Annotated in this window: 28 protein-coding genes; 11 read left to right on the forward strand and 17 right to left on the reverse strand. The window is 66.7% G+C overall.

What is annotated here, in order from left to right; all coding sequences use genetic code 11:
• The first annotated feature begins 1 nt into the window (after position 1).
• From pdxA to D7Y61_RS10450, 5 genes are read left to right on the forward strand one after another with little or no spacing between them, the layout of a single operon-like run.
• Positions 2-982, forward strand: coding sequence for a 4-hydroxythreonine-4-phosphate dehydrogenase PdxA (pdxA, locus tag D7Y61_RS10430; protein ID WP_180866178.1), 981 nt, complete (start codon positions 2-4; stop codon positions 980-982).
• A complete protein-coding gene (gene rsmA / locus D7Y61_RS10435) occupies positions 979-1782 on the forward strand; it encodes a 16S rRNA (adenine(1518)-N(6)/adenine(1519)-N(6))-dimethyltransferase RsmA (protein ID WP_180866179.1) in 804 nt (267 codons plus the stop codon). Before pdxA ends, rsmA begins: the two co-directional genes overlap by 4 nt.
• 13 nt (positions 1783-1795) lie before the next feature.
• Entirely contained in the window at positions 1796-2179 is a 384-nt protein-coding gene (gene apaG / locus D7Y61_RS10440; RefSeq protein ID WP_049446387.1) for a Co2+/Mg2+ efflux protein ApaG, read from the forward strand.
• Positions 2180-2194: 15 nt separating this feature from the next.
• On the forward strand, positions 2195-3217 hold the full coding sequence (locus D7Y61_RS10445; protein ID WP_180866180.1) for a symmetrical bis(5'-nucleosyl)-tetraphosphatase: 1023 nt from the start codon (positions 2195-2197) through the stop codon (positions 3215-3217).
• On the forward strand, positions 3214-3864 hold the full coding sequence (locus D7Y61_RS10450) for a DUF1287 domain-containing protein (RefSeq protein WP_180866181.1): 651 nt from the start codon (positions 3214-3216) through the stop codon (positions 3862-3864). Before D7Y61_RS10445 ends, D7Y61_RS10450 begins: the two co-directional genes overlap by 4 nt.
• A gap of 80 nt (positions 3865-3944) precedes the next feature.
• On the opposite strand, the gene D7Y61_RS10455 is transcribed toward D7Y61_RS10450, so the two are convergent.
• The 16 genes from D7Y61_RS10455 to rpoE form a co-directional block, all read right to left on the reverse strand.
• On the reverse strand, positions 3945-4436 hold the full coding sequence (locus tag D7Y61_RS10455) for a dihydrofolate reductase (RefSeq protein WP_180866182.1): 492 nt from the start codon (positions 4434-4436) through the stop codon (positions 3945-3947).
• A 13-nt stretch (positions 4437-4449) separates the two neighbouring features.
• Positions 4450-5013 (reverse strand): hypothetical protein, encoded by a 564-nt coding sequence (locus D7Y61_RS10460; RefSeq protein WP_258010331.1) that lies wholly within the window; start codon positions 5011-5013, stop codon positions 4450-4452.
• Positions 5010-5804: a thymidylate synthase gene (locus D7Y61_RS10465; protein WP_180866183.1), complete on the reverse strand. Its 795-nt coding sequence runs from the start codon at positions 5802-5804 to the stop codon at positions 5010-5012. Before D7Y61_RS10465 ends, D7Y61_RS10460 begins: the two co-directional genes overlap by 4 nt.
• Complete coding sequence (gene lgt, locus D7Y61_RS10470) at positions 5801-6688, reverse strand: prolipoprotein diacylglyceryl transferase (RefSeq protein ID WP_180866184.1); 888 nt, start codon at positions 6686-6688, stop codon at positions 5801-5803. Before lgt ends, D7Y61_RS10465 begins: the two co-directional genes overlap by 4 nt.
• 51 nt (positions 6689-6739) lie before the next feature.
• Complete coding sequence (locus tag D7Y61_RS10475; RefSeq protein ID WP_180866185.1) at positions 6740-7234, reverse strand: TPM domain-containing protein; 495 nt, start codon at positions 7232-7234, stop codon at positions 6740-6742.
• Positions 7234-8121, reverse strand: a complete 888-nt coding sequence (locus D7Y61_RS10480; RefSeq protein ID WP_180866186.1) for a TPM domain-containing protein — start codon at positions 8119-8121, stop codon at positions 7234-7236. The genes D7Y61_RS10475 and D7Y61_RS10480 overlap by 1 nt, the downstream gene beginning before the upstream one ends.
• A 3-nt stretch (positions 8122-8124) precedes the next feature.
• Positions 8125-8745: a LemA family protein gene (locus D7Y61_RS10485; protein ID WP_180866187.1), complete on the reverse strand. Its 621-nt coding sequence runs from the start codon at positions 8743-8745 to the stop codon at positions 8125-8127.
• Positions 8746-9274: 529 nt separating this feature from the next.
• Complete coding sequence (gene recO / locus D7Y61_RS10490) at positions 9275-9994, reverse strand: DNA repair protein RecO (protein ID WP_180866188.1); 720 nt, start codon at positions 9992-9994, stop codon at positions 9275-9277.
• 18 nt (positions 9995-10012) lie between these two features.
• Entirely contained in the window at positions 10013-10909 is an 897-nt protein-coding gene (gene era, locus D7Y61_RS10495) for a GTPase Era (RefSeq protein WP_180866189.1), read from the reverse strand.
• A complete protein-coding gene (rnc, locus tag D7Y61_RS10500; protein WP_180866190.1) occupies positions 10906-11586 on the reverse strand; it encodes a ribonuclease III in 681 nt (226 codons plus the stop codon). The genes era and rnc overlap by 4 nt, the downstream gene beginning before the upstream one ends.
• Positions 11576-11959, reverse strand: a complete 384-nt coding sequence (locus D7Y61_RS10505; RefSeq protein ID WP_180866191.1) for a DUF4845 domain-containing protein — start codon at positions 11957-11959, stop codon at positions 11576-11578. The genes rnc and D7Y61_RS10505 overlap by 11 nt, the downstream gene beginning before the upstream one ends.
• 52 nt (positions 11960-12011) lie before the next feature.
• Entirely contained in the window at positions 12012-12806 is a 795-nt protein-coding gene (gene lepB, locus D7Y61_RS10510; protein WP_180866192.1) for a signal peptidase I, read from the reverse strand.
• A gap of 54 nt (positions 12807-12860) precedes the next feature.
• The gene (gene lepA, locus D7Y61_RS10515; protein ID WP_176433045.1) at positions 12861-14654 is read right to left on the reverse strand and encodes a translation elongation factor 4; all 1794 of its coding nucleotides are present in this window, start codon (positions 14652-14654) and stop codon (positions 12861-12863) included.
• Positions 14655-14834: 180 nt separating this feature from the next.
• Entirely contained in the window at positions 14835-16370 is a 1536-nt protein-coding gene (locus D7Y61_RS10520) for a DegQ family serine endoprotease (protein ID WP_180866193.1), read from the reverse strand.
• Positions 16371-16444: 74 nt separating this feature from the next.
• The gene (locus D7Y61_RS10525) at positions 16445-17329 is read right to left on the reverse strand and encodes a sigma-E factor negative regulatory protein (protein ID WP_180866194.1); all 885 of its coding nucleotides are present in this window, start codon (positions 17327-17329) and stop codon (positions 16445-16447) included.
• On the reverse strand, positions 17326-17946 hold the full coding sequence (gene rpoE, locus D7Y61_RS10530) for an RNA polymerase sigma factor RpoE (RefSeq protein WP_180866195.1): 621 nt from the start codon (positions 17944-17946) through the stop codon (positions 17326-17328). The genes D7Y61_RS10525 and rpoE overlap by 4 nt, the downstream gene beginning before the upstream one ends.
• A gap of 235 nt (positions 17947-18181) precedes the next feature.
• Here rpoE and D7Y61_RS10535 point away from each other — a divergent pair, with 235 nt between their 5' ends.
• From D7Y61_RS10535 to D7Y61_RS10550, 4 genes are all read left to right on the forward strand, one after another.
• Positions 18182-20245: a 3-hydroxyacyl-CoA dehydrogenase NAD-binding domain-containing protein gene (locus tag D7Y61_RS10535; protein WP_180866196.1), complete on the forward strand. Its 2064-nt coding sequence runs from the start codon at positions 18182-18184 to the stop codon at positions 20243-20245.
• A gap of 593 nt (positions 20246-20838) precedes the next feature.
• Positions 20839-21702: a pirin family protein gene (locus D7Y61_RS10540; RefSeq protein ID WP_049427674.1), complete on the forward strand. Its 864-nt coding sequence runs from the start codon at positions 20839-20841 to the stop codon at positions 21700-21702.
• Positions 21703-21823: 121 nt separating this feature from the next.
• Positions 21824-22543: an aquaporin Z gene (aqpZ, locus tag D7Y61_RS10545; protein WP_006462519.1), complete on the forward strand. Its 720-nt coding sequence runs from the start codon at positions 21824-21826 to the stop codon at positions 22541-22543.
• 194 nt (positions 22544-22737) lie between these two features.
• Positions 22738-23196: a hypothetical protein gene (locus tag D7Y61_RS10550; RefSeq protein ID WP_180866197.1), complete on the forward strand. Its 459-nt coding sequence runs from the start codon at positions 22738-22740 to the stop codon at positions 23194-23196.
• A 119-nt stretch (positions 23197-23315) separates the two neighbouring features.
• Here D7Y61_RS10550 and D7Y61_RS10555 read toward each other — a convergent pair whose 3' ends face one another.
• Positions 23316-24167 (reverse strand): pirin family protein, encoded by an 852-nt coding sequence (locus D7Y61_RS10555; RefSeq protein ID WP_180866198.1) that lies wholly within the window; start codon positions 24165-24167, stop codon positions 23316-23318.
• A gap of 215 nt (positions 24168-24382) precedes the next feature.
• Here D7Y61_RS10555 and D7Y61_RS10560 point away from each other — a divergent pair, with 215 nt between their 5' ends.
• Together D7Y61_RS10560 and D7Y61_RS10565 are read left to right on the forward strand one after the other, a co-directional pair.
• Complete coding sequence (locus tag D7Y61_RS10560; protein WP_180866199.1) at positions 24383-26464, forward strand: carbon starvation CstA family protein; 2082 nt, start codon at positions 24383-24385, stop codon at positions 26462-26464.
• Positions 26464-26688, forward strand: coding sequence for a YbdD/YjiX family protein (locus D7Y61_RS10565; RefSeq protein ID WP_005410613.1), 225 nt, complete (start codon positions 26464-26466; stop codon positions 26686-26688). Before D7Y61_RS10560 ends, D7Y61_RS10565 begins: the two co-directional genes overlap by 1 nt.
• Positions 26689-26932 lie beyond the last annotated feature (244 nt).

The raw sequence follows: 26932 nt of genomic DNA on the forward strand, positions 1-26932 counted from the left end.
GATGCGCCCCGAGCTCGCTCTGGTACCGGGCGAGCCCGCCGGGATCGGCCCGGAGTTGTGCGTCCGCCTTGTCCAGCAGCCGCGTGAAGATTGCCGGCTGCTGGCCTTCGCTGACCCGGACACCCTGCGCGCGGCTGCGGCCGCGCTGAACCTGCCGCTGCAACTGCTGCCCGAGGATGCCGAAGCATGCGTCCCCGGCGACCTGCGCCTGCGCGTGGTGGCCAATGCCGCCCCGAGCCACTTCGGCCGGGCCGATCCGGCCAATGCCCCTGCCGTCATCGGCGCCTTGCTCGGCGCCGGCCAGGCCTGCCTGTCCGGTGAGCTGCACGGCGTGGTCACCGGCCCGGTGCACAAGGCAGTCATCAATGAGGGCGGCATCGCCTACAGCGGCACCACCGAACTGCTGGCCGACCAGGCCGGGGTGAAGGTGGTGATGATGCTGGCCAACGACATCGTGCGCGTGGCCCTGGCCACCACCCACCTGCCGTTGCGCGAGGTGGCCGACGCGATCACCGCGCCCGGCCTGGAACACATCCTGCGCACCGTGCATGCCGCGCTGCGTCGCGAGTTCGGCCTGCCTGCACCCCGCATCGCCGTGCTTGGCCTGAACCCGCACGCCGGCGAAGACGGCCATCTGGGCCACGAAGAGCTGGACCTGATCATCCCCCTGATGCAGCGCCTGCGCGCAGAGGGCATGGACCTGGTCGGGCCGTTGCCGGCCGATACCGCGTTCCTGCCGGCCAAGCTGGCCGGCTTCGACAGTGTGCTGGCGATGTACCACGACCAGGGCCTGCCGGTGCTGAAGTACTCGGGCTTCGAGCAGGCAGTGAACCTGACCCTGGGCCTGCCCTACCCGCGCGTAGCGGTGGACCATGGCACCGCGCTGGACCTGGCCGGCCGCGGCATCGCCGATCCTTCCAGCCTGCAGGCGGCAACGACGTTGTGTGCGCAGCTTGCGCGGCAACGTACACTGAGCGCATGAATTCCCCGCATTCCCCCTCCGGCCCGGTGTTCACCGCACCAGCCAAGAAGCAGCTTGGCCAGCATTTCCTGGCTGATCGCCACTACATCGACAAGATCGTGATGGCGGTCAACCCGAAAGACGGCGATCGACTGGTCGAGATCGGCCCCGGCCAGGGCGCGATCACCCTGCCGCTGCTGCGCGTGCACCCGAAGCTGACGGTAATCGAATTCGACCGCGACCTGATCGCGCCGCTCACCGCCGCCGCCGAACCGCTGGGCGAGCTGACCATCGTCCACCGCGACGTGCTGCGCGTGGACTTCACCGAGCTGGCCGACGGCCAGCCGATCCGCCTGGTCGGCAACCTGCCCTACAACATCTCCTCGCCGATCCTGTTCCATGCGCTGGAACATGCCGCGGTCATCCGCGACATGCACTTCATGCTGCAGAAGGAAGTGGTCGACCGCATGGCCGCCGGCCCGGGCAGCAAGGTCTATGGCCGCCTCAGCGTGATGCTGCAGGCCTACTGCCAGGTGACCTCGCTGTTCGTGGTGCCGCCGGGCGCGTTCCGGCCGCCGCCGAAGGTCGATTCGGCCGTGGTGCGGCTGGTGCCGCGTGACCCGGCAACGATCAACATCCATGACCACAAGCGTTTCGCCGAGGTGGTCAAGGCCGCCTTCGGCCAGCGTCGCAAGACGTTGCGCAATGCCCTGAACAACGTGGTGTCCGCCGAGCAGTTCGTTGCCGCCGGCGTGCGTCCCGATGCCCGCGCCGAACAGCTGGACGTGGCCGAATTCATCGCTTTGGCCAATGCCTCCTGATTACACTGCCGGTATGGAAGACGCTGACGTTTATGCCATCTCCGTCGAAGTCGCACCACGCTTCCTCGACGATCAATCCGCGCCGGAAGACGGGCGCTATGCGTTCGCCTACACGATCCGCATCCACAATCAGGGGCGCGTTGCCGCGCGCTTGGTCGCGCGCCACTGGCGCATCACCGATGCCAACGGCCGCGTCGAGCATGTCGATGGCGACGGCGTGATCGGCGAACAGCCGCGACTGCGTCCCGGTGAAGACTTCCATTACACGTCCGGTGTCATGCTGGGCACCGATCACGGGACCATGCAGGGCCACTACGACATGGTCGCCGACGATGGCACCGAATTCGCCGCGCCGGTCGCACCCTTCGTGCTGGCCGTCCCGCGTACCCTGCACTGACACGGAGGCCGAACGATGAGTGTGTGGGCGATCGGCGACCTGCAGGGCTGCTACGACGTCACCCAGCGACTGCTGGAGAAGATCCGTTTCGATCCGGCGCAGGACACCCTGTGGTTCTGCGGCGACCTGGTCAACCGGGGTGGACAGTCTCTGGAAACGCTGCGTCTGGTGCATTCGCTGCGCGAGCACAGCGTGGTGGTGCTGGGCAACCATGACCTTTCGCTGCTGGCTGTCGGTGCGCGTACCGAAGAGGAACAGCGCAAGGTCAACCCGGACCTGCTGCGCATCGTGCAGGCCGAGGACCGCGACGAACTGCTGGATTGGCTGCGCCTGCAGAAGCTGGTGCACGTGGACCGCGAGCTGGGCTGGATGATGGTGCACGCCGGCCTGGCGCCGAAGTGGACCACGCAGATGGCCGAGAAGCACGCGGCCGAAGTCGAGGTGCAGCTGCACGGCGCCGGCTACCGCAAGCTGTTCCGCAACATGTACGGCGACAAGCCGAGCTGGGCGCCGAACCTGTCCGGCTATGACCGCTCGCGCGCGATCATCAACGTGCTCACCCGCATGCGTTACTGCACCCCGCGCGGGCGCATCGGCATCGAGGACAAGGGCACGCCGGGCACGCAGGAACAGGGGCTGTATCCGTGGTTCGAAGTGCCGGGACGCGTCGAGCGCGACCTCAAGGTCGTGTGCGGCCACTGGTCGGCGCTGGGCTTGACCATCACCCAGGGCGTGCACGCCATCGATACCGGTGCGGTGTGGGGCGGCAAGCTCACAGCGATCCAGCTCGATACCAATGAACTGCGCGTGGTGCAGGTGCCGGGCCGCGATGTACCGGCACCGGTGCCCAACGCCCGCCCGCCCGCGCGCCCCGCGCACGAACGACCGGCCGCGTCGGCGCAGGGCAAGGTACAGGGCGGCGGCAGCGCACCCGCAGCCAACCCCGGCAATCGTGGCCCGCGCCGTCGTCGTCGCCGTGGTGGCGGTGGTGGTGGCTCCGCGGGCCCCGGCAACAACAGTCCTCCGCCGCAGGCATGACGCGGCGCGGCTGGGCACCATGGATGGTGCTGCTGACGCTGGCCCTGGCCAGCGGCTGCCAGCCCGGCTCGCCGACTGCTCCCACGGCTGCGGACAGCGCTGAACGCACACCGACGCCACCACAGGCGCCTTCACCACCACTGGTGGCAGCGGCGCGCGCGCAGATCGGCGTCACCACCCGCTACGACCCTGCCTATCAAGTGCTGGCCTATCCCGGCGGAGACGTGCCACTGGATCGCGGCGTGTGCACCGATGTGGTGGTGCGCGCCCTGCGCAGCCAGGGCCTGGACCTGCAGGCACGCGTGCATGAGGACATGCGCGGCAACTTCAGTGCCTATCCGGCGATCTGGGGCCTGTCACGGCCGGACCGCAACATCGATCATCGTCGTGTACCGAACCTGATGCGCTGGTTCGAACGGCAGGGCTGGCAGCAACCGATCACCGCCCTCGTCACCGACTATGCGGCCGGTGACATCGTTGCCTGGAAGCTCAACGGCAACGGCCTGCTGCATGTGGGCATCGTCTCCGACCGGCAGCTGGCCGATGGCACGCCGCTGGTGCTGCACAACATCGCGCGCGGCACCCGCGAAGAGAACCTGCTGTTCCGGCACGCCATCATCGGGCATTACCGGATGCCCGGGCCGTAGAGTCGAGCTTGCTCGACTATGCCCTGTGTATCCGTCAAGAGCTGTCGAGCAAGCTCGGCTCTACAGGTACGTTGCGACGATCAGCGGCGCACGTAGTGCACGAAGCGGAACGCGTACGCGTGACGTTCGTCGGCCGGGTGCGGCTCGCTGCTCACTTCCTGCCAGTCCTGCGCATCCACTTCGGGGAAATGGGTATCGGCGGGGACTTCAGCATCCACCCAGGTAAGGTACAGGTCATTGGCCTGCTCCAGCAGCTGGTGGAAGATCTCACCGCCGCCGATGATGCACAGCTCGCTGGCGCCCTCGCCTTCGGCAATCGACTTCGCTTCGTCCAGCGACGCCACCGCACGCATGCCCTCGAACGGCACCTGGCCGCTGCGGGTCAGCACCAGGTTGGTCCGCCCCGGCAGCACGCGGCCGATCGACTCGGCGGTCTTGCGCCCCATCAGGATCGGCTTGCCCAGGGTGAGCGCCTTGAAATGCTTGAAATCATCCGGCAGGTGCCAAGGCATGGCATTGCCCTGGCCGATGCCACGGTTGCGGTCCAGCGCCACGATCATCGACAGCTTCATTGCTACCACCTCCTCAGCTGGCGTCGATCTGCAGGCGTTCGCAGGCAGCGTTCGCGGCACTGGCGGCCTGCAACGCCGCAGCCAGCGCAGGGCTGGACGTGGTCTGCTCATCCAGGCCAGCGAGGATCTTCTGCTTCTGCGCCTCTTCGATCTCCTTCAGGCCCGGTCCCGACAGGATCTCTGCCGACAGCGCAGCGATATCGTCGCTGGCGCCGCGCGCCAGGAACGCCTTCAGCTGGTCGTTGGAATAGACGGTGGCCAGACCCTGTTCAAGCTCACGCTGATACGCCGGGTTCTCGACGCCCGCCTTCAGGTGCTCGGTCATCGCCGTGTACATGCCGGTTACCGCCTCACGCATCTGCGCCCGGCAGCCTTCCGGAACATCCTGGGGCATCATCGTGCTGCCGTTGAATGCCCCGGCGAACGCCTGCACTTCCTCGCGCATGTGCTTGTGCACGATCTGCTCGTTGACCTGCCTGGCCAACGACAGCGCATCGGCCGGTCCGGCCTGCACCATGGCCAGCGGCAGCATGCCGCACAGCGCCAGCAGGCCTCTGGAAATCAGGCGGGTACTCATACCGCCACCGGCGCCTTGATGGCCGGATGCGGATCGTAGCCGTCGATGCGGATGTCGTCGAACTGGAAGCCGAACAGGTCGGTCACCTCCGGGTTCAACCATAGCGTCGGCAGCGCGCGCGATTCACGCGACAGCTGCTCGCGGGCCTGCTCGAAGTGGTTCGAATACAGGTGCGCATCGCCCAACGTGTGCACGAAGTCACCCACGCCCAGGCCGGTGGCCTGCGCCACCATGTGGGTCAGCAACGCGTAGCTGGCAATGTTGAACGGCACGCCGAGAAAGATGTCGCCGCTGCGCTGGTACAGCTGGCAGCTGAGCTTGCCGTCCACCACGTAGAACTGGAACAGGTTGTGGCACGGCATCAGCGCCATCTGCGAGAGCTCGCCCACGTTCCAGGCGCTGACCACCAGCCGGCGCGAGTCGGGGTTGCGCTTGATCTCGTCCACCAGCCATTGCATCTGGTCGATCTCACCGCCATCGGCGGTAGCCCAGCTACGCCACTGCTTGCCGTAGACCGGGCCGAGGTCGCCGTTCTCGTCGGCCCACTCGTCCCAGATCCGCACCTGGTTGTCCTTCAGGTAGCCGATGTTGGTGTCGCCCTTCAGGAACCACAGCAACTCGTGGATGATCGAGCGCAGGTGCAGTTTCTTGGTGGTGACCAGCGGGAAGCCTTCGGCCAGGTTGAAACGCATCTGCCAGCCAAACACGCTGCGGGTGCCGGTGCCGGTGCGATCGCTCTTCTCGGCGCCGTGTTCCAGCACGTGCGAGAGCAGGTCCAGGTAAGCCTTCATGCCTTGCCCTCGGCAGCTACCGGCGGCTGCGGCTGCAGCACCGGTGCCCGGCGCGACATCACCAGCAGCACCAGGCCGAACGCGATCAACGGCACGCACAGGATCTGGCCCTTGGTCAGCCAGCCGAAGGCCACGTAGATGCCGTTGTCAGGCATGCGCACGAACTCCACCGCAAAGCGGAAGATACCGTACAGCAGTGCGAACAGGCCACCGATCAGGTAACGATGGCGGGGCTTGGCCGACACCGTCCACAGCACCACGAACATCACCAGGCCTTCCAGGAAGGCTTCGTACAGCTGCGACGGATGGCGTGCGAACTGGTTCAGGGCGCCGCTCGCGAACTGCGCCTGCAGCGTCGCGTGGTCGAGCTGGTTCAGCGGCGCCGGCAGGCCGGACGGGAACACCACGCCCCACGTGCCGTCGGTGTACTTGCCCCACAGCTCGGCGCCGATGAAGTTGCCGATGCGGCCGAAGCCCAGGCCCAGCGGCACCAGCGGCGCCATGAAATCCATGGTGTCGAAGAAGTGCAGCGCATGCTTGCGCGACCACCACCAGCAGGCCGCGATCACGCCCAGCAGACCGCCGTGGAAGCTCATGCCGCCGTCCCACACCTTGAACAGCAGCAGCGGGTTGTGCAGGAAATCGCCCAGCGCGTAGAACAGCATGTAGCCGACACGCCCCCCCAGCACCACGCCGAGCATGGCGTAGAACAGCAGGTCGGAGAAACCATTGGCGTCGACGCCCGGCAGGCGCCCATCGGCGATGCGCTTGCGGCCCAACAGCCAAGCCGCAGTGAAGCCCAGCAGGTACATGATGCCGTACCAATGCACCTTGATCGGCCCCAGCGAGAGGGCGATGGGGTCGATGTCGTGGAAATAGATCATGGAAGGTGCCTTGCGGTTGAACGCCTATTCTCGGGCCAGTGCCGCCCCGGCTCAACCAAGGAGCTGGGGCGAGTTCGGCAACGCGTCATCGTTCGACCGCGTCGAGGCCGGAAAGTGCCCTTCGATCAGGCTGGAGACCTCATCGATGGCATCCTGCAGCGCTTCCACCGGATTGGCTCCACGCAGGCCCTCGCGCAGGTGGGTGCAGACCCGCTGCCACTGCGCCGGACTGACCCGGCCCTGCAGGCCCCGGTCAGCGACGATCTCGATGGCGTGGTCGGCCAGCAGCAGGTAGATCAGTACGCCGTTGTTATGGGCAGTATCCCAGGTGCGCAGGCGCGCGAATGCATGCTCGGCGGCCTGGCGCGGGGTGACCCGCCGCCACAGCGCGGCCAGTGGCAGGTCCGCTTCCACGGCGAACATCACCTGCCCGCCGTGGCGCTGCTCACCAACCGCGATGGCCTCGGTGATCGCCTGCAGCGTGGCCGGCGGGAACGCGCGCCGCACCGACGGGGAAAACACATGGCGACATAGACGTTGGATCATCACCAGCCCCCCGAAGCACCGCCGCCGCCGGAGCGGCCACCGCCGCCGCCCCAACCGCCGCCACCGCCGAATCCMCCACCGCCACCGAAGCCGCCTCCGCCGCCCCAGCTGCCACCGCCCCAGCCCCCGCTACCGGCAAAGCGGCCCGGGTGGCCAGAGAGCATCGCCACGATCAGGCCCACGATGCCCGCCAGGCCACTGGCCAGCAGGGTTGACGTGAACAGAAACGCCGCCAGTGCTGCACCGGCACCGCCGAGCAGGCCACGCAGCGGTCGCGGCACGCGCGAGAACACGCCGCGCAGGATGCTGCCGGCGAACACACCGATGAACAGCGCTACGAACCAGGTATCGCCGCCACCCTCAGGCTCGCGGCCACGCTGGCTGCTGACCGGCGCAGGCAGTGCTTCACCCTCGACGATCTTCACCAGCACGGCCGTGGCATCGGTGATGCCACCGGCGTAGTCGCCGCTGCGGAAGCGCGGCACCAGGTATTCCTGGATGACCCGGTTGGCGATGGCATCGGGAATAGCGCCCTCCAGGCCGTAGCCCGGCTCGATGCGCACGCGCCGGTCATCCTTGGCCACCACCAGCAGCACGCCGTCATCCACGCCCTTGCGGCCGATCTGCCACTGGTCGAAGACGCGCGTGGTGTACTGCGCGATGTCTTCCGGCTGGGTCGTGGGTACCACCAGCACCTGCAGCTGGCTGCCCTTGCGCTGCTGGAGGTCCAGCGCCTGCTGTACCAGCGCCTGCTTCTGCGCGGCATCGAGCGTGCCGGTGGTATCGACCACCGGCGAATCCAGCGCCGGAATCGGCGCCAGCTGCTGCGCCTGCGACGCCAGCGGCAGCCACAGCAGCAGGGCCAGCAGCGCAGTGGCCAGGCGCATCGATCAGTTCCCCGGCTGCGGTGCCGGTTGCTGCTGCGGCGCGTTGCCGAAATCGACCGCCGGCGCGTTGGAGATCTGTGCTTCGTTGTCCACGGTGAAGTTCGGCTTGGTCTTGTAGCCGAAGATCTTGGCGGTGATCACCTGGGGGAACGAGCGGATGTAGGTGTTGTAGTCCTGGACCTGCTGGATGTAGCGGCCACGGGCGACGGTGATGCGGTTTTCGGTGCCTTCCAGCTGCGCCTGCAGGTCGCGGAAGTTCTGGTCGGACTTCAGCACCGGGTAGTTCTCGGTAACCACCAGCAGTCGCGACAGCGCACTGCCGAGTTCACCCTGGGCCTGCTGGAACTGCTTGAGCGAGGCTTCGTCATCAGCGTTGACATTGATCTGGCCAACCCGCGAACGGGCGTTGGTGACTTCGGTCAGCACGCGCTCTTCCTGGCTGGCGAAGCCCTTCACGGTCTGCACCAGGTTGGGCACCAGATCGGCACGGCGCTTGTACTGGTTGAGCACTTCGGACCAGCTGGCCTTGACCGCCTCATCCTTCTGCTGGATGGCGTTGTAGCCGCAGCCGGACAACAGGGAGGCCAGCAGCATCAGGGGCAGGACACGGGTGAACAGGCGCATGGCGGAGGTTCCGGGTGGGCTTGGCGCCGAGCATGCCATGGTTGGGGTGAAAGATCGGCCATCGGGCCCGCGCCCTCCGCGATGCTTGTGCTCATGGATCGCCGGGGTAGTCCGGGCGAGTGGGCATGGCGGGGGACGCCGTGAATCCGTCCCTGGAGGCTTAGCCGCGGCATCCATGCCGCGGATACCCCCGCCACGCCCACCCGCCCGGCCACAGACAATTTCCTGCGCACCGCGGGAAGATCAAAAGAAAAATCAAAAGCAAAAGCCGGTTCTTCAGGCATTCGTGTCGACCAAGGTCGACACCTACCGGAGCAGGACGCCGTTCCGACAGACCGCGGARAACTGTCGAAGGCGGGGTGGGTCCGGTTGCGGGRGTGTCTGCGGCATGGATGCCGCGGCCAAGCCCCCAWGGATGGGTTTACGGCGTCTCCCGCAACCGGCGCCACCCCGCCTACCCACGGATAACCAGTTTTGCTTTTGACGTTGATTCGGCAGGTGCAGGGCTGCAAGCCCTGCCGCCCCCTCCCTACCGTCGGGGGGCCAGCTGCTCCAGCAGTTCCCAGGACTTCAGGCCCTTGGCCCCCAGGTGATGGGCCAGCACCCGCCGCATGGGCAGGCGCAGGCTGGCGAGGTCGGCGGCATCGGGCTCTTCGTCGGCCGCCAGCGCCAGCAGCGCCGAGCCGGTGGCCGCTGCCCGGCGTTCCCCGCCGCGCTCGCTCAGCAGGCGCTGCGCGCCTTCCTGCGGATCCAGCTCGTAACGTGCTGCCGGGTCGATCGGCTGGCCGTCGCTGGCACTGTCCAGTTCGAAGCCCAGGCCCAGTGCGGTCAGCAGTTCGCGCTCGAAGCGACGCAGGGTCCAGGCCAGGCCGGCGCCCACCGCCAGGCGTGCGCGCGCTTCGCCGTAGGCCAGATACAACTCCGGCAACGGGTCCTGGCGGGGGGCCAGGCGCAGGGTCAGTTCACTCAGGTAGAAGCCGGCCAGCATCGCTTGGCCGACCAGGCGCGGCGCCGCATCCAGCGCTTCAGCACCGCGCAACTGGGCCAGTTCACCCCGCTGCTGGGCACTGAAGCGGATCCACTGCAGCGGCTGCAGGGCCGCGCGCAGCACCTGCCCCTTGGCGGTGGACACGCCACGCGCGAGCAGGCCGATCCGGCCATGCTGCGCGCTCAGCACCTCGACCAGCAGGCTGGTCTCGCGGTAGGCCCGTGCATGCAGCACGAAGCCGGTGTCGTCCTCGATCATCATCGAAGCGACCGCAACTGATTACTCGTAGCCGAAGGCCTTCAGTGCGGCCTCGTCGTCGGACCAGCCTTCACGCACGCGCACCCAGGTTTCCAGGAACACCTTGGCCCCGAACAAGCGCTCCATCTGCAGGCGGGACTTGGCCCCGATCTCCTTCAGGCGGGTGCCGCCCTTGCCGATCACGATGGCCTTCTGGCCTTCGCGCTCGACCCAGATCACCGCGCCGATGCGCAGCAGGTTGCCATCTTCGGTGAAACGCTCGATCTCCACAGTCGTGGCGTACGGCAGTTCCTCGCCCAGCTGACGCATCAGCTGCTCACGCACCAGCTCACCGGCCAGGAAGCGCTGGCTGCGGTCGGTGATCTCGTCCTCGCCGAACATCGGCGGGGCTTCCGGCAAGAGCTTCAGCACGTCACGCACCAGCGCTTCAAGGCCGTTGCGCTTCTGTGCCGAGATCGGGTGCACGGCAGCGAACTCGCGACCGGCGGTAACTTCCTGCAGGAACGGCAGCAGCGCGCCCTTGTCCTTCAGGCGGTCGATCTTGTTGACCACCAGCACCACCGGAATGCCGGCATCACGCAGCACGTTGAACGCCAGGCTGTCCTCTTCGTCCCAGCGGCCGGCTTCGATCACCAGCAGGCCGGCGTCGACGCCTTCCAGCGAGCCGCGCGCGGCGCGGTTCATCACCCGGTTCATCGCCCGCTTCTGCACCTTGTGCAGGCCAGGGGTGTCAACCAGCACCAGCTGGCCTCCCGGATAGGTAGCGATGCCCAGCAGGCGATGACGCGTGGTCTGCGGGCGATTGGAAACGATGCTGACCTTGGCACCGACCAGGGCATTGGTCAGGGTCGACTTGCCCACGTTCGGACGGCCGATGACGGCCACGCTGCCGCAATGATGGGGAGTTTGTTCGCTCACTTGGAATCCAGTTGTTCTAGGACGGCCGCAGCCGCCTGTTGTTCGGCAATCCGCCGCGAGGCGCCTTCGCCCTCGGTGCTGGCGGCCGGGTCGGCTACGCTGCAGCGTACCCGGAAGTGCTTGGCGTGGTCGTCACCGGATTCTGACACCAGTTCATACTGCGGCAACGCCTTCTGTCGGGCCTGCAGCCATTCCTGCAGGCGGGTCTTGGGGTCCTTCTCGGGCCGGCCGGAGGCCGGCAGTGCCTCGATCGAAGCGCTGAACCAGGGCAGTACCACCGCCCGGCAGGCCTCGAAGCCGGCATCCAGGTAGATCGCGGCCACCACGGCTTCCACCGCGTCGGCCAGGATCGAGTCGCGGCGATGACCGCCGGACTTCATTTCGCCCGGGCCCAGGGTCAGCCGCTCGCCCAGTTCCAGGCTGCGCCCGATCACCGCCAGCGCGCCTTCACGCACCAGCTCGGCACGGGCACGGGTCATCGCGCCTTCGTCGGCCTTGGGCCAGCGTCGGTACAGCGCCTCGGCCGCCATCATGTTGACGATGCTGTCGCCGAGGAACTCCAGGCGCTCGTTGTGCGGCGCACCGGCACTGCGATGCGTCAGCGCCTGCTTGAGCAGGGCCGGGTCGCTGAAGGCATGACCGATCAGGTCGCCACGTTGGATGAATTTACTGGGCACCGCTTCGTGTCAGGTCCTGGGAAGAATCGAATTTGCCAACCACATCGAGGTTGCCGATCAGCTGACGGCGCACTTCGTAGTTGACCTTGAGGGTCCAGCCATTGTCGCGACGGTCGAACTTCACGTTGGCCGGCTTCACGTTGTCCGAGTAGTTGATGTACAGGCGCTTGAAGAACAGGTCCTGGATGCGCGCCGGCTCCATGCTGCCCACGCCCGGCTCGTTGGCCAGGCTCTTCATCGCCGAGCGCACCGCGTAGTACTCCTGGTACATCGGAAACAGCTTCATGCCGATGTAGAGGAAGAAGCCAACCACGATCAGGACCGTCAGGAACGAGGTCAGGGTCATGCCACGCTGCGTGTTGATCGTCTTCATTGCGTTCTCCCCAGATACGCGTCGGATGTGAAAATACTCAGTTGATGCCCGCTCAGTTGATGCCCGAGCCGATCCGCGACGGCTCGAAGCCATCCTTGCAGAACCAGCCCTGGCAGTTCAGCCAGATCAGGAACGCCTTGCCGCGCAGGTTTTCTTCCGGCAGCAGGCCCCAGAATCGGCCGTCGTCGCTGTTGTCACGGTTGTCGCCCATCACCAGGTACTTGCCGGCCGGTACGGTCCATTGGCCCTGGCCACGTGGGTAGTCGGTCTCCAGCACGGTGTGGGTACGGCCCGGCAGGTGCTCGACCAGCAGGTTGGCGCCCTCGCCCTGGCCCTTGTGGCCGGCGTAGATGCCCTTGTTGTCGTACTTCAGCGGCTCGCCGTTGAGGATCACGCCATCGCCTTCGAAGACCACGGTGTCACCCGGCACGCCGATCACGCGCTTGATGAAGTTCTCGCCCTTGGCCGGATCGTTCTCGCCATGGCCGGGGAAGTGGAACACCACCACGTCACCACGCGAGGGCTCGCCAACCGGCACGAACTTGGTGTTGCTGATCGGCAGGCGCAGGCCGTAGGAGAACTTGTTGACCAGGATGAAATCACCGATCAGCAGGTTCGGCATCATCGAGCTGGACGGGATCTTGTACGGTTCGGCGATGAAACTGCGCACGATCAGCACGATCGCCAGCACCGGAAAGAATGCACGCGAGTAGTCCACCAGCACCGGCTCGGTGTCGAGCAGGCCCGCGCGCTGGGCGCGCCGCTTGGCGAGGTACAGCTTGTCCGCGAGCAGGATCAGGCCCGAGGCCAGGGTCAGCACGACCAGGAGGATCTCAAACAGTTTCATTCAGGGTCCTTTGCAACGTCACCAGTCGACCGGCCCCGCAGGGCCGGTGCGGGCTTACTTGTTGTCCATCTGCAGCACGGCCAGGAACGCTTCCTGCGGGATCTCCACACGGCCGACCTGCTTCATGCGCTTCTTGCCTTCCTTCTGCTTTTCCAGAAGCTTCTTCTTGCGCGAAACGTCGCCACCATAGCACTTGGCCAGCACGTTCTTGCGCATGGCCTTGACCGTGGTACGGGCGATGATCTGCGAGCCGACGGCGGCCTGGATGGCCACGTCGAACATCTGGCGCGGGATCAGGTCCTTCATCTTTTCGCACAGCTCGCGGCCGCGACGGTCGGCATGGCTGCGGTGCACGATCAGCGACAGAGCATCGACCTTGTCACCGTTGATCAGCACGTCCACGCGCACGAACGGGCCGGCGTCGAAGCGCACGAAGTGGTAGTCCAGCGAGGCATAGCCACGGCTGACCGACTTCAGCTTGTCGAAGAAGTCCAGCACCACTTCGGCCATCGGCAGCTCGTAGCTGATCTGCACCTGGCTGCCCAGGTAGTTGATGCCGATCTGGCTGCCGCGCTTTTCTTCGCACAGCTTGATGATGTTGCCGATGTACTCCTCGGGGGTGAGCACGTTGGCACGGATGATCGGCTCGCGGATCTCCTCGACCTGGTTCACCGCCGGCAGCTTGGCCGGGTTGTCCATGTTGATGATCGAGCCATCGGTCTTCAGGACTTCATACACCACCGTCGGCGCGGTGCTGATCAGGTCCAGGTTGTATTCGCGCTCCAGGCGCTCCTGCACGATTTCCATGTGCAGCATGCCGAGGAAGCCGCAGCGGAAGCCGAAGCCCATCGCCTCGGAGCTTTCCGGCTCGAAGCGCAGCGCGGCATCGTTCAGGCGCAGCTTGTCCAGCGCTTCGCGCAGGTCCGGGTAGTCCTCGGCGTCTACCGGGAACAGGCCGGCGAACACGCGCGGCTGCATTTCCTGGAAGCCCGGCAGCGGCTTCGGTGCCGGGTCGCCGGCCAGGGTCAGGGTGTCGCCGACCGGCGCACCGTGCACGTCCTTGATGCTGGCGGTGACCCAGCCCACTTCACCGGCACGCAGCGCCGGCAGCACCTTGCGCTTCGGGGTGAACACGCCGACGTTGTCGACCTGGTGGTTGCGGCCGGTCGACATCACCTGCAGCTTGTCACCGGCCTTGATCTCGCCCTGCATCACGCGTACCAGCGACACGACGCCCAGGTAGTTGTCGAACCAGGAGTCGATGATCAGCGCCTGCAGCTTGTCGGTGTCGCGCGGCTTCGGCGGCGGGATTCGATGCACGATCGCCTCCAGCACGTCCTGCACGTTCAGGCCGGTCTTGGCGCTGACCGGCACGGCGTCGGAGGCGTCGATGCCGATCACGGCCTCGATCTCGGCCTTGGCGCGCTCGATGTCGGCGGTAGGCAGGTCGATCTTGTTGATCACCGGCACCACTTCCAGGCCCTGCTCCACGGCGGTGTAGCAGTTGGCTACCGACTGCGCTTCCACGCCCTGGGCCGCATCGACCACCAGCAGCGCGCCCTCGCAGGCGGCCAGCGAGCGGCTGACCTCATAGGAAAAGTCGACGTGGCCAGGGGTATCGATGAAGTTCAGATGGTAGGTCTGCCCGTCCTTGGCCAGGTACGGCAGCGACACCGACTGCGCCTTGATCGTAATGCCACGCTCGCGCTCGATCGGGTTGGAGTCGAGCACCTGCGCTTCCATCTCGCGGGCCTGCAGGCCACCACAGAGCTGGATGATGCGGTCGGCCAGCGTGGACTTGCCGTGGTCGACATGGGCGATGATGGAGAAGTTGCGGATGTTCCGCATCGAATCAGAAGACATAGGTGGCGGCGGCGCGCGGCGTCGTCAGGGTAACGGTCGATTATCGCATGCCCGGCGCCCGCCCGCGAAAACGGCCTCATCGGACCGGGCCCGGAACGGCTGAAGCCCCGCCGGGGCGGGGCTTCGGAGGAGAAMCCMGGGCCGCCAAMGCGGCCCCGGCAGGCCTTACTGCCCAGCCTTGACCGCTACGAACGCGCTGTTGCCGCTGCCGGTGCGCACCAGCAGCATCACCACGTCGCCCTTCTTGTAGCTGGACAGCGCACGGTTCAGCGCGTCCACGCTGCCGACCTGGGTGCTGGCCACCTGCAGGATCACCATGCCCGGAGACAGGCCCGCATCACGCGCGCCCTGGCCCTTGACCCCGGTGATGCGCACGCCTTCGCCCGATTCCAGGCCCAGTTGCTTGCGCTGCGGCGCGGTCAGGTCACTGACGTCCAGCCCCAGCAGGGCATTGGCGCCGGCCTGCGGAGCCGCATCGCTGTTGCCGGTGGCCGGGCCACGCGAACTGGCCTGCCCGTCTTCGGTCAGTGCGGTCAGGGTGGCGCTGAGGTCACGCGGCTTGCCGTCGCGGATCACGCCCAGGGTGACCCGGCTGCCCGGTGCCATCGCGCCGATCAGCGGCGGCAGGTCGGACCAGCTGTTGACCGGCGCGCCGTTCACCGAGCGGATCACATCGCCGATCTTCACCCCGGCCCGCGCTGCAGCCGAGTCCGGCACGATCTGGTTGACCAGGGCACCGCGGCTGTCCGGCAGGCCCATCGCCTGTGCCTTCAGGCCGTCGATTTCCTGCACCACCGCGCCGAGCTGGCCACGGGTGACCTTGCCGGTCTTCTTGATCTGCTCGACCGCGCTCATCGCCAGGTCGATCGGGATCGCGAAGCTGATGCCCATGTAGCCGCCCGAGGCGGAGAAGATCTGCGAGTTGATGCCGACCACTTCACCACGGGTATTCAGCAGCGGGCCACCGGAGTTGCCCTGGTTGATCGCCACGTCGGTCTGGATGAATGGCACGTAGCGCTGGTCCGGACCGCCGGTGCTGCGGCCGAGGGCGCTGACCACGCCGGCAGTGACCGAGTGATCGAGGCCGAACGGCGAGCCGATTGCGACCACCCACTGACCCGGCTTGAGGGAGTTGGAGTCGCCCACGCGCACGGTCGGCAGGTTCCTGCCGTCGATCTTCAGCAGCGCGACGTCGTACTGCTGGTCGCTGCCCACCACTTTCGCGGTGAACTCACGACGGTCACCCAGCTTGACCTTCACCTCGCTGGCATCGGCCACCACGTGGTAGTTGGTCAGCACATAGCCATCGGGCGAGATGATGAAGCCCGAGCCCATGCCGCGGCCCTTGATGCTGGGACCACCGTCCGGGCCGCCGGGGCCCTGCCCCGGCATCGGGAAATCCGGGCCGAAGAAGCGGCGGAAGAACTCCGGCATGTCATCGTCGCCGCCCATCGGGCCCCGCGAAGCCTGGCGGTTGTTGCGGACGATGGTGGTGTCGACGTTGACCACGCCCGGCCCGACCTGTTCGACCAGATTGGTGAAGTCAGGCAGGCCCGTGACCAGCGGCTGGGCCGGCGCCCGTGGCGCGGCGGCCGACGCGGCCTGGGTCTGGGCGGCCGGAGCCGGGGCCTGCGCGCAGGCCATCAACGGCAGGGTCAGGGCCAGCAGGCCCATGGCCTGCGTGCGGAGTCGGGGAGTCATCGGACGGCAACCTCCGGATCGGATGGAAAGAGGAATACGGGCCCCGCCGACGGCGGGGCGTGAAAGCGCCCGGCTCAGTCGCGCGGGCGCGGCGGCACCGGCAGGTCGTCCTGCAGGCGCGGCTCGAACGGGTAGAACGCGGCGCCCCCGGCATGGGCCGGGAAGCTCGCATTGAGCGCGCCGCCGGCAGCGGGCGCCAGGCTGGAGCGCGGCCACGGTCGCGCCTGCAGGCCACCGACCTCACCGAACGGCATGTTGCGGCTGGCATTGGCCGGCACGGTCGGGGTCAACGGCGCCTGTGCGGCGGCCACAGCGCGTTGCGGCATGTCCTCACGCTGGGCGGCACGCGCGGCCTGCTGGCTTCGGGTAGCGCTGGCGCGGCGGGTGTCCTGGCGGCGACTGGCAGCAGCGGCCATCGCCAAGGCGGGAGTCGCCGCCACGGCCATCGCGGCAGTGCCTGCAGAGGCCTCGGTCACCGGGGCAGTGTCGGTCGGCGCGGTCGGCAGCTCTGCCTGGCTGGCGACCACCTGCGGTGCCAGCGGCTCGCCCGGGGTGGCTTCCTTCAGCTTTTCACCGCCCATGAACAGCGCCACCGCCGCCACCGAAGCGGCCAGTGCGGCCCCGCCGCCCCAGGCCCGCCAGCCACTGCGACGCACCTGACGGCGCGGCGCGGCCTGCGGCGCAGGCTCAGCGGCGATGGCGGCAGCCACGGCGGCACTGAACCCGGCCGGCGCGAGTGCCGACGCCTGCCCGCGCATCACATCGCCCAGCAACTGCCAGCGCTCCTGGCAGCCGGCGAGTTCGGGGTCATGCTCCATCCGGCGCAGCAGGAAGCGCGCTTCATCAGCGCCCAGCTCGCCATCGACCATGGCCGACAGCTGTTCGCGATGGCGCTGGTCCAGGCGCTGTCCGGCGGGCGATTGGTGGTTCTGCGATTCGTTGAACGGATTACTGGTCATACGCGGCTCTTCTCACGGGTGGCGCTGCCGATGTCCAACAGCGGCCGGAGTTCGGTGTCGATCGCCTCGCGCGCCCGGAAGATCCGTGAACGCACGGTGCCGATCGGGCACCCCATTTTCTGCGCGATTTCGTCGTAGCTCAGGCCTTCCACCTCGCGCAGGGTGATCGCCGACCGGAGCTCTTCCGGCAGCGCGTTGACGGCCTTCATCACCGTCTGTTCCAGTTCCTGGCGCATCAACTCGCGTTCGGGCGTATCGGTGTCGCGCAGTCGCGTCCCGCTGTCGAACTGTTCGGCATCGCCGATGTCGATGTCATCGGTCGGTGGCCGTCGATTGTGTGAAGCCAGGTAGTTTTTGGCGGTATTCACGGCGATTCGATGCAACCAGGTTGAGAACTGGGCATCGCCACGGAAACTTCCGATCGCGCGGTAGGCACGGATGAAAGTGTCCTGGGCGACGTCCTGACATTCGCTCCAGTCGGCGATGTAGCGACCGACAAGGGCCACCACGCGATGCTGGTACTTGCGCACCAGGACATCGAACGCGGCGCTCTCGCCGTGCTGCACGCGCCGGACCAGTTCCAGATCCAGCTCCTGAGGTGTATCAACATCGGCCATGAGGGGCCGCACTCCTGTCAGCCCAACCGACGTCGGGCAATGAGACTGCCAATCCCGGGAAAAGTTCAGTCGCCGATCACCTGGCGCCGCACCAGCTTTTAACCACCGTTCCGTTAGCGTCCCGGTCCACGGCCATGGATCCGGGGTCGCCACCCCCCTGCTATTGGGATTTGACGCGGGGGAAACAACCTCTGGATCATAGCCGCTTCTCCATACACAACCGGATGGAACGTCCATGCTCTCAGGCTTCGATGGTCTCCGCTTCAGCCACTGGCACCCCGAGATCCGCGACGACGGCGTGGTGGTTCTCTCCCTGGATCGTCAGGACAGCAGCGTCAACGCCATGTCGCAGGACGTGCTGCTGGAACTGGGCGACCTGCTCGAGCGCATCGCGCTGGACCCGCCCAAGGGCGTGGTGATCCAGTCGCTGAAGAAAGCCGGCTTCATCGCTGGTGCGGACCTGAAGGAGTTCCAGGAGTTCGACCGCCGCGGCACAGTCAACGACGCCATCCGTCGCGGCCAGGCCACCTACCAGAAGCTGGCTGAACTGCCCTGCCCGACCGTGGCAGCCATCCACGGCCACTGCCTGGGCGGCGGTACCGAGCTGGCGCTGGCCTGCCGCTACCGCGTGGCCTCCAATGACAGCAGCACCCGCATCGGCCTGCCGGAGACCCAGCTGGGCATCTTCCCGGGCTGGGGTGGCAGCGCGCGCCTGCCGCAGCTGGTGGGTGCACCGGCGGCGATGGACATGATGCTGACCGGCCGCACCCTGTCAGCCTCGGCCGCGCGTGGGATCGGCCTGGTCGACAAGGTGGTGGCACCGGCGGTGGTACTCGACACCGCCGTCGCGCTGGCGCTGTCCGGCACCACCCGCCCGTTCAAGCAGCGCGCGACGGCCTGGGCCACCAACACCTGGCTGGCCCGCACGCTGCTGGCGCCGCAGATGGTCAAGCAGGTCGCACGCAAGGCCAAGAAGGACCAGTATCCGGCGCCCTACGCGCTGATCAGCACCTGGCAGCGCAGCGGCGGCAAGCCGATCCAGGCGCGCCTGGATGCCGAACGTCGCGCCGTGGTGAAGCTGGCCAGCACGCCGACCGCGCGCAACCTGATCCGCATCTTCTTCCTCACCGAGCGCCTGAAGGGCCTGGGTGGCGGTGATTCCGGCATCCGCCACGTGCACGTGGTCGGTGCCGGCGTGATGGGCGGCGACATCGCCGCCTGGGCCGCCTACAAGGGCTTCGAGGTGACCCTGCAGGACCGCGAGCAGCGCTTCATCGACCCGGCCATGGAACGCGCGCAGGCGCTGTTCGCCAAGAAGGTTCGCGACGAGAGCAAGCGCCCGGCGGTGGCCGCACGCCTGCGTGCCGACCTGGAAGGCAACGGCGTGGCCGAGGCCGACCTGGTGATCGAAGCGATCATCGAGAACCCGGAAGCCAAGCGTGCGCTGTACCAGACGCTGGAACCGAAGATGAAGCACGACGCGCTGCTGACCACCAACACCTCGTCGATTCCGCTGGTGGAACTGCGTGACCACATCCAGCGCCCTGCACAGTTCGCTGGCCTGCATTACTTCTACCCGGTCGCGCAGATGCCGTTGGTGGAGATCATCCATCACGACGGCATGGCGCCGGAAACCGAGCGTCGCCTGGCCGCGTTCTGCAAGGCACTGGGCAAGTTCCCGGTGCCGGTGGCCGGCAGCCCGGGCTTCCTGGTCAATCGCGTGCTGTTCCCGTACATGCTGGAAGCCGCCACCGCGTATGCCGAGGGCATTCCGGGCCCGGTGATCGACAAGGCCGCAGTGAAGTTCGGCATGCCGATGGGCCCGATCGAACTGATCGACACCGTGGGCCTGGACGTGGCCGCCGGCGTCGGCCGCGAACTGGCGCCGTTCCTGGGCCTGCAGATTCCGGCCGCGCTGCAGACGGTGGAACCGGACAAGCGCGGCAAGAAGGATGGCCAGGGCATCTACACCTGGGAGAACGGCAAGCCGAAGAAGCCGGACGTGGCCAGCGATTACCAGGCCCCGGCCGATCTGGAGGACCGTCTGATCCTGCCGTTGTTGAACGAAGCGGTGGCCTGCCTGCACGAAGGCGTGGTGGCCGATGCGGACCTGCTGGATGCCGGCGTGATCTTCGGCACCGGCTTCGCACCGTTCCGCGGCGGCCCGATCCAGCACATCCGTGCGGTGGGTGCCGATGCGATCGTCGAGCGCTTGAAGGCGCTGCAGCAGCGCCACGGCGACCGTTTCGCACCGCGCCCGGGCTGGGACAACCCGGCCCTGCGCGAACCGGTGGTGTAAGAAGTTTTATCGGCCGGGCCGCAGGCCCGGCACCCGCGGTAGTGCCGGCCGCTGGCCGGCAACCTCAAAAGCCAGAGCCAAAGCGGCTCTGGCTTTTCTGTTTGTTGGGCGGGGCGGTGTCGGGTTGCGGGGACGCCGTAAACCCGTCCTTGGGGGCTTGGCCGCGGCATCCATGCCGCGGACACCCCGCAACCCGACACCGCCTCGCCCCTGACAGCTTCCCGGTGACGGTGGGTCAATCGCGATTAAGGTGTGGATCACCACGAACTGGTGGGTGGCTACCTTGGTCGCCACCAGGAGCGAAGCGACCGGCGTTTGATTTTGATTTTCTTTTTTCTTCTCCGTGGCTGGACGCACACAGAAACTGTCAGAGGCCGGGCGGGTGGGTGGTGCAGGACCGTTGGCGCCATGGATGGGTTTACGGCGTGTCCTGCGCCTCCCACCCGCCCGGCCAAACACGAGATACGCATTGCGCGCCCAACCACGAGGGGCTGCGCCGTTGGCTGGAACAACCTGTTACCCATACGGGGCATGTCCCCGTCACAGCTGCATGCGATGCTGATCACCTGATCCCTGCCAGCGAGAACGCCCGCATGACCACCATCATCGCCCCGCGCGTGCACGACATTGGCGGCCTCGAAGTCCGTCGCGCCGTCCCCACCCTGCAGGCGCGCAGCATCGGCTCGTTCGTGTTCGTCGACCAGATGGGCCCGGCACTCATGCACCCCGGTACGGCCATCGACGTGCGCCCGCATCCGCATATCGGCCTGGCCACCGTCACCTACTTGTGGTCGGGCGCGATCGGCCATCGCGACACGCTCGGTTCGGACCAGGTGATCCGTCCCGGTGACGTCAACTGGATGACCGCCGGCCGTGGCATCGCCCATTCCGAGCGCACGCCGCAACCGGACCGCGACCATGACAACCCGATCCACGGCATGCAGACCTGGGTGGCGCTGCCGAAGTCGCACGAGGAAATCGAACCGGCGTTCTACCACCACGCGGCTGCCACCCTGCCGGAGCAGCGCCGCAACGGTGCCTGGCTGCGCGTGATCGCCGGCCGCGCCTATGGCGAGGAATCGCCGGTGAAGGTGTTCGCCGACACCCTCAACGTGGCGATCGATCTCGACCCGGATGCGGAAATCGACATCGACGACGGCCATCGCGAACGCGCGTTGTACATCCTCGAGGGCGAGGCGCAGCTGGATGGCGTGGACATCCCCGCGCAGCACCTGGTGATCCCGGAAGCCGGCGCACGTGGCCGCCTGCGCGCGAAGACGCCGGTGAAGGCGATGCTGTTCGGCGGCGAGCCGCTGGATGGCCCGCGTCATCTGTGGTGGAACTTCGTTTCCAGCTCGAAGGAGCGTATCGAGCAGGCCAAGCACGACTGGGAGGCCGGTCGCTTCGGCACCATACCGGGCGACGACAAGGAGTTCATCCCGCTGCCGCAGTACTGAACATCGCGTGTTGCACACATCCGAAGGTGTATCCCTGCACCCGGCGTTGACACTACAGTCACCCGCTGATCACTGAAATGTGACATAAATCACACTTTCAACCGTCAAAGGAGTGCAACACATGAGCATGGGTAAACGCTTGTCCGCCGAGTTCCTCGGCACGTTCTGGCTGGTTCTGGGTGGCTGCGGCAGTGCGGTGCTGGCCGCCAAGTTCGGCGGTGACGGCAATCCGCTGGGTATCGGTTTCCTCGGCGTGGCGCTCGCCTTCGGCCTGACCGTGGTGACCGGCGCCTATGCGTTCGGCCATATCTCCGGCGCACACTTCAATCCGGCGGTCAGCGTCGGCCTGTGGGCCGGCGGCCGCTTCCCGACCAAGGACCTCGTGCCCTACATCATCGCCCAGGTGGCTGGCGGCCTGCTGGCCGGCTTCATCCTGCTGCAGATCGCCTCCGGGGCCAGCGGCTTCGCCATCGACGGCAGCCAGGCCGGTGCGTTCGCCAGCAATGGTTATGGCGCGCTGTCGCCCGGCGGTTACAGTGTGGCCGCGGCCTTCCTGTGCGAAGTGGTGCTGACCGCCGTGTTCCTGATCGTGATCATGGGCTCCACCCATGGCAAGGCACCAGCGGGCTTCGCGCCGCTGGCGATCGGCCTGTCGCTGACCCTGATCCACCTGATCAGCATCCCGGTCACCAACACCTCGGTGAACCCGGCCCGTTCCACGGCAGTGGCCTTCTTCGCCGGCAGCGGCGCGGTCAGCCAGCTGTGGCTGTTCTGGGTCGCCCCGCTGCTGGGTGGCGCGATCGGCGGCATCATCTACAAGTGGATCGGCAACGACCGCTGAGGCCTGCGCGGACCATTGCGGCCGCCCCTCGGCCGCAATGGTTACGCTTGTAACCGCGATTTGTGCGATCGCTCACGTTCCGTTAAGGTTGAGTTGACCTGCCGTGCACATGCTGGCGGGGGGCATCCGGGGATGGGATGCCAATGCTGCCGGCCCATCCGGCGAAGCCAACGACATACCACCTTGGGGGATGCATGAAGTTCGCGCCTGTAGTGTTGTCGAGCCTGCTGTTCGCTGCGGCCCAGGCCGCCGCGCAGGCTCCTACCGAATGTCCTTCATTGCCGGCCAGCAGTGGCCTGCAGTGGCAGCAGCAGACGCAGGCGGATTTCCTGGTCTGCCGGGCCAGCACCGGCGATGGCCGCGAGGTACTCAGCCTGATGCTCAGCGCGCGCGATCCCAATCTTCCGTTGAACCGCTCGCTGCGCCAGGAGAAAGGCAGTTTCGGCGGTGAATCGCTGTACTGGTACCAACCCGATCTGGGAGGCCAGCAACCGCCCGGCTATGCCGAGCGTCGCATCAGCGTGGTCAAGCTCGACAAAGGGCGTTACGCGCAGATTTCGCTGTATCCGGACAGCGCGCAGGAACTGGGTTCGCTGCAGCAGCTGGCGCAGGGCATGAGCCTGACCCCGTCGGCCGTGGCTGCCGGGCACTGACGATGGCGGGGATGACTGCCTGGCAGCATCCCCGCAGGATCCGACGCGCGGGACGTCCGCCGGGCATCACCCGACGGCGTTACCGGTATCTTTCGCAGGGCATGGCCCAGCGCAATCCCTCAGAACTTGCCTTCCTGGAAATCGACGAAGGCCTGCATCAGTTCCTGCCGCGTGTTCATCACGAACGGACCGTGGCGCATCACCGGCTCGCGCAACGGACGACCGGCCACCAGGATCAGCCGCGCGCCCTCGCTGCCGGCCGACAGATGCAGCTGCTCACCACCGCCCAGCACCGCCAGTTCCTGACGTGCAACGTCGCGCGCTGCGTCCTGCTCACCCACGGTCATCGCACCTTCGAATACGTAGGCGAACGCGTTGTGCCCTTCCGGCAGCGCATAGGTCCAGGCACGATCGGGCGCCAGCGTGATGTCCAGGTACAGCGGATCGGTGGCCGGCTGCACGATCGGGCCATTGGTGCCATCCACGCTGCCGGCAATCACCTTTACCTCCACGCCCGCTTCCGGGTGCAACACCGGAATCCGCTCAGGTGCGAATTCCTGGTACTTCGGATCCGTCATCTTCTCCTTCGCCGGCAGGTTCACCCACAGCTGAAAGCCCCGCATCTGCCCGCTTTCCTGCTCGGGCATTTCCGAATGCACCAGGCCGCGGCCAGCGGTCATCCACTGCACGCTACCCGGGGTCAGCAGGCCTTCGTTGCCGTGGTTGTCGCGATGGCGCATGCGCCCGTCGAGCATGTAGGTGACGGTTTCAAAACCACGATGCGGATGCTCCGGGAAGCCGGCGATGTAGTCCTCGGCGCGGTCGGTACCGAATTCATCGAGCAGCAGGAACGGGTCCAGGTCGGGCAGTGTGGGACCGCCGATGACCCGGGTCAGGCGCACGCCGGCACCGTCGGAAGTGGGCATGCCACGGATGGTCCGCAGCACGCGGACCGGTTCGGGAAAGCTCATGGCGACTCCTGTTGGATGGATGCCCCTGAAGATGGACGCCGCACGACCACACGCCAATGGACGGCGCCGCAACCGATTGTTCCATCCCTGATGTTCGCTGCACGTCAGCACAACACGCGTACGACCAAAGTACTACCGCCGATTCGTCCTGTGCCAATTGACCCTGTCGAGGGCACGCGGGACTCTTTGTCTGTCTTTCCGGGAGAGAGCACCTCATGAAAGGGTTTTCCAAACTGGGCTGGGCGGTACTCGCCCTGCTCGGCGCATTCTGTCTGGGCACCGTGGCCCTGCGCCGCGGCGAACACATCAACGCACTGTGGATCGTGGTGGCAGCGGTTTCGCTGTACCTGGTCGCCTACCGCTTCTACAGCCTGTTCATCGCCAACAAGGTGATGCAGCTGGACCCCACCCGGGCCACTCCAGCGGTGATCAACAACGATGGACTGGACTACGTGCCCACCAACAAGCACGTGCTGTTCGGCCACCATTTCGCCGCCATTGCCGGCGCCGGCCCGCTGGTCGGCCCGGTGCTGGCCGCGCAGATGGGCTACCTGCCCGGCCTGCTGTGGCTGGTGGTGGGCGTGGTGCTGGCCGGCGCGGTACAGGACTTCATGGTCCTGTTCCTGTCCAGCCGCCGCAACGGCCGCTCGCTGGGTGACCTGGTAAGAGAAGAGATGGGCCAGGTACCCGGCACCATCGCGCTGTTCGGCGCGTTCCTGATCATGATCATCATCCTGGCGGTGCTGGCGATGGTGGTGGTCAAGGCGCTGGCCGAAAGCCCGTGGGGCATGTTCACGGTGATCGCGACGATGCCCATCGCGATCCTGATGGGCGTCTACATGCGTTACATCCGCCCTGGCAGGATCGGCGAGATCTCGGTGGTCGGCCTGATCCTGCTGCTGGCCGCGATCTGGTACGGCGGCAAGGTCGCCGCCGATCCGGTGTGGGGCCCGGCATTCACCTTCACCGGCACCCAGATCACCTGGATGCTGATCGGCTACGGCTTCGTCGCCTCGGTGCTGCCGGTTTGGCTGCTGCTGGCCCCGCGTGACTACCTGTCGACCTTCCTCAAGATCGGCACCATCATCGCGCTGGCCATCGGCATTCTGGTGGTGATGCCGGAACTGAAGATGCCGGCGCTGACCCAGTTCGCCGCCAGTGGCGACGGCCCGGTGTGGAAGGGCGGCATGTTCCCGTTCCTGTTCATCACCATCGCCTGCGGTGCGGTGTCCGGCTTCCACGCGCTTATTTCCTCCGGTACCACGCCGAAGCTGCTGGCCAATGAAGCGCACATGCGCTACATCGGCTACGGCGGCATGCTGATGGAATCGTTCGTGGCAGTGATGGCCCTGGTAGCCGCGTCGATCATCGACCCGGGCATCTACTTCGCGATGAACAGCCCGGCCGCCGTGATCGGTGCCGACGCAGCATCGGCGGCGCACTACATCACCAACACCTGGGGCTTCACCATCACCCCCGAACAGCTGACTGCAACCGCGGCGGCGATCGGTGAACCGACCATCCTGCATCGCGCCGGTGGCGCACCGACACTGGCGGTGGGCATCGCGCAGATCCTGCATGAAGCGATTCCAAGTGGCAGCGACGCGATGATGGCGTTCTGGTACCACTTCGCAATCCTGTTCGAAGCACTGTTCATCCTGACTGCAGTGGACGCGGGCACCCGCGCCGGACGCTTCATGCTGCAGGACCTGCTGGGCAACTTCGTGCCGGCCCTGAAGAAGACCGAATCGTGGACCGCCAACATCATCGGTACCGCAGGCTGCGTGGCGCTGTGGGGCTACCTGCTCTACACCGGCGTGGTCGATCCGTTCGGTGGCATCCAGACCCTGTGGCCGTTGTTCGGCATCTCCAACCAGATGCTGGCCGGCATCGCGTTGATGCTCGGTACCGTGGTGCTGTTCAAGATGAAGCGTGACCGCTATGCGTGGGTGACGGCCGTACCGGCCATCTGGCTGCTGATCTGCACCACCTACGCCGGCTTCATCAAGATCTTCGACAGCAACCCGGCACAGGGCTTCCTGGCCCAGGCACACAAGTTCCAGGCCGCCATTGCCAGCGACACCATCACCGCACCGGCCAAGTCGGTGGCACAGATGCAGCAGATCGTGATCAACGCCTACGTCAATACCGGCCTGACCGCGCTGTTCCTGCTGGTGGTGGCATCGGTGCTGGTGTATGCGATCAAGACCATCCTCGCGGCACGCCGCAATCCGCAGCGCAGCGATCGCGAGACCCCGTACGTGGCGCTGAAGCCGCATGAAATGGTGGATCTGTGATGAGCACGCAACTGGTTCCCGCCGGCCAGTATCAGGCGCATCGCCGCATCTGGCGGCGCCTGGTGCAGACCGCACGGCTGTGCTGTGGCATTCCTGATTACGACAACTACGTCCGGCACATGCTGGAGAAGCACCCTGACCAGGAGCCGATGGACTACAAGACGTTCTTCCGCGAGCGCCAGGAAGCGCGCTACGGCGGACGCAACGGTGGTCGCTGCTGTTGAGGTTCCGTGTGGGTGCCGGGCTTGCAGCCCGGCGCCCGCAGAGGCCGGAGCAACTGCAACTGCAGGAGCGTCTGCTCTGGCTTTCTGTGGGTTTGGCGGGGCGGTGTGGGCTTGCAGGACACGCCGTAAACCCGTCCATGGGGGCTCGATGGCGCCATCCATGGCGCCAACGGTCCTGCAAGCCCACACCGCCCCACCTCTGACAGATTGCCGGTGACGGCGAGACACATGCGGGGTCAGATMC

It is taken from the genome of Stenotrophomonas maltophilia (assembly GCF_013464485.1).
Lineage (GTDB): Bacteria > Pseudomonadota > Gammaproteobacteria > Xanthomonadales > Xanthomonadaceae > Stenotrophomonas > Stenotrophomonas maltophilia_AW.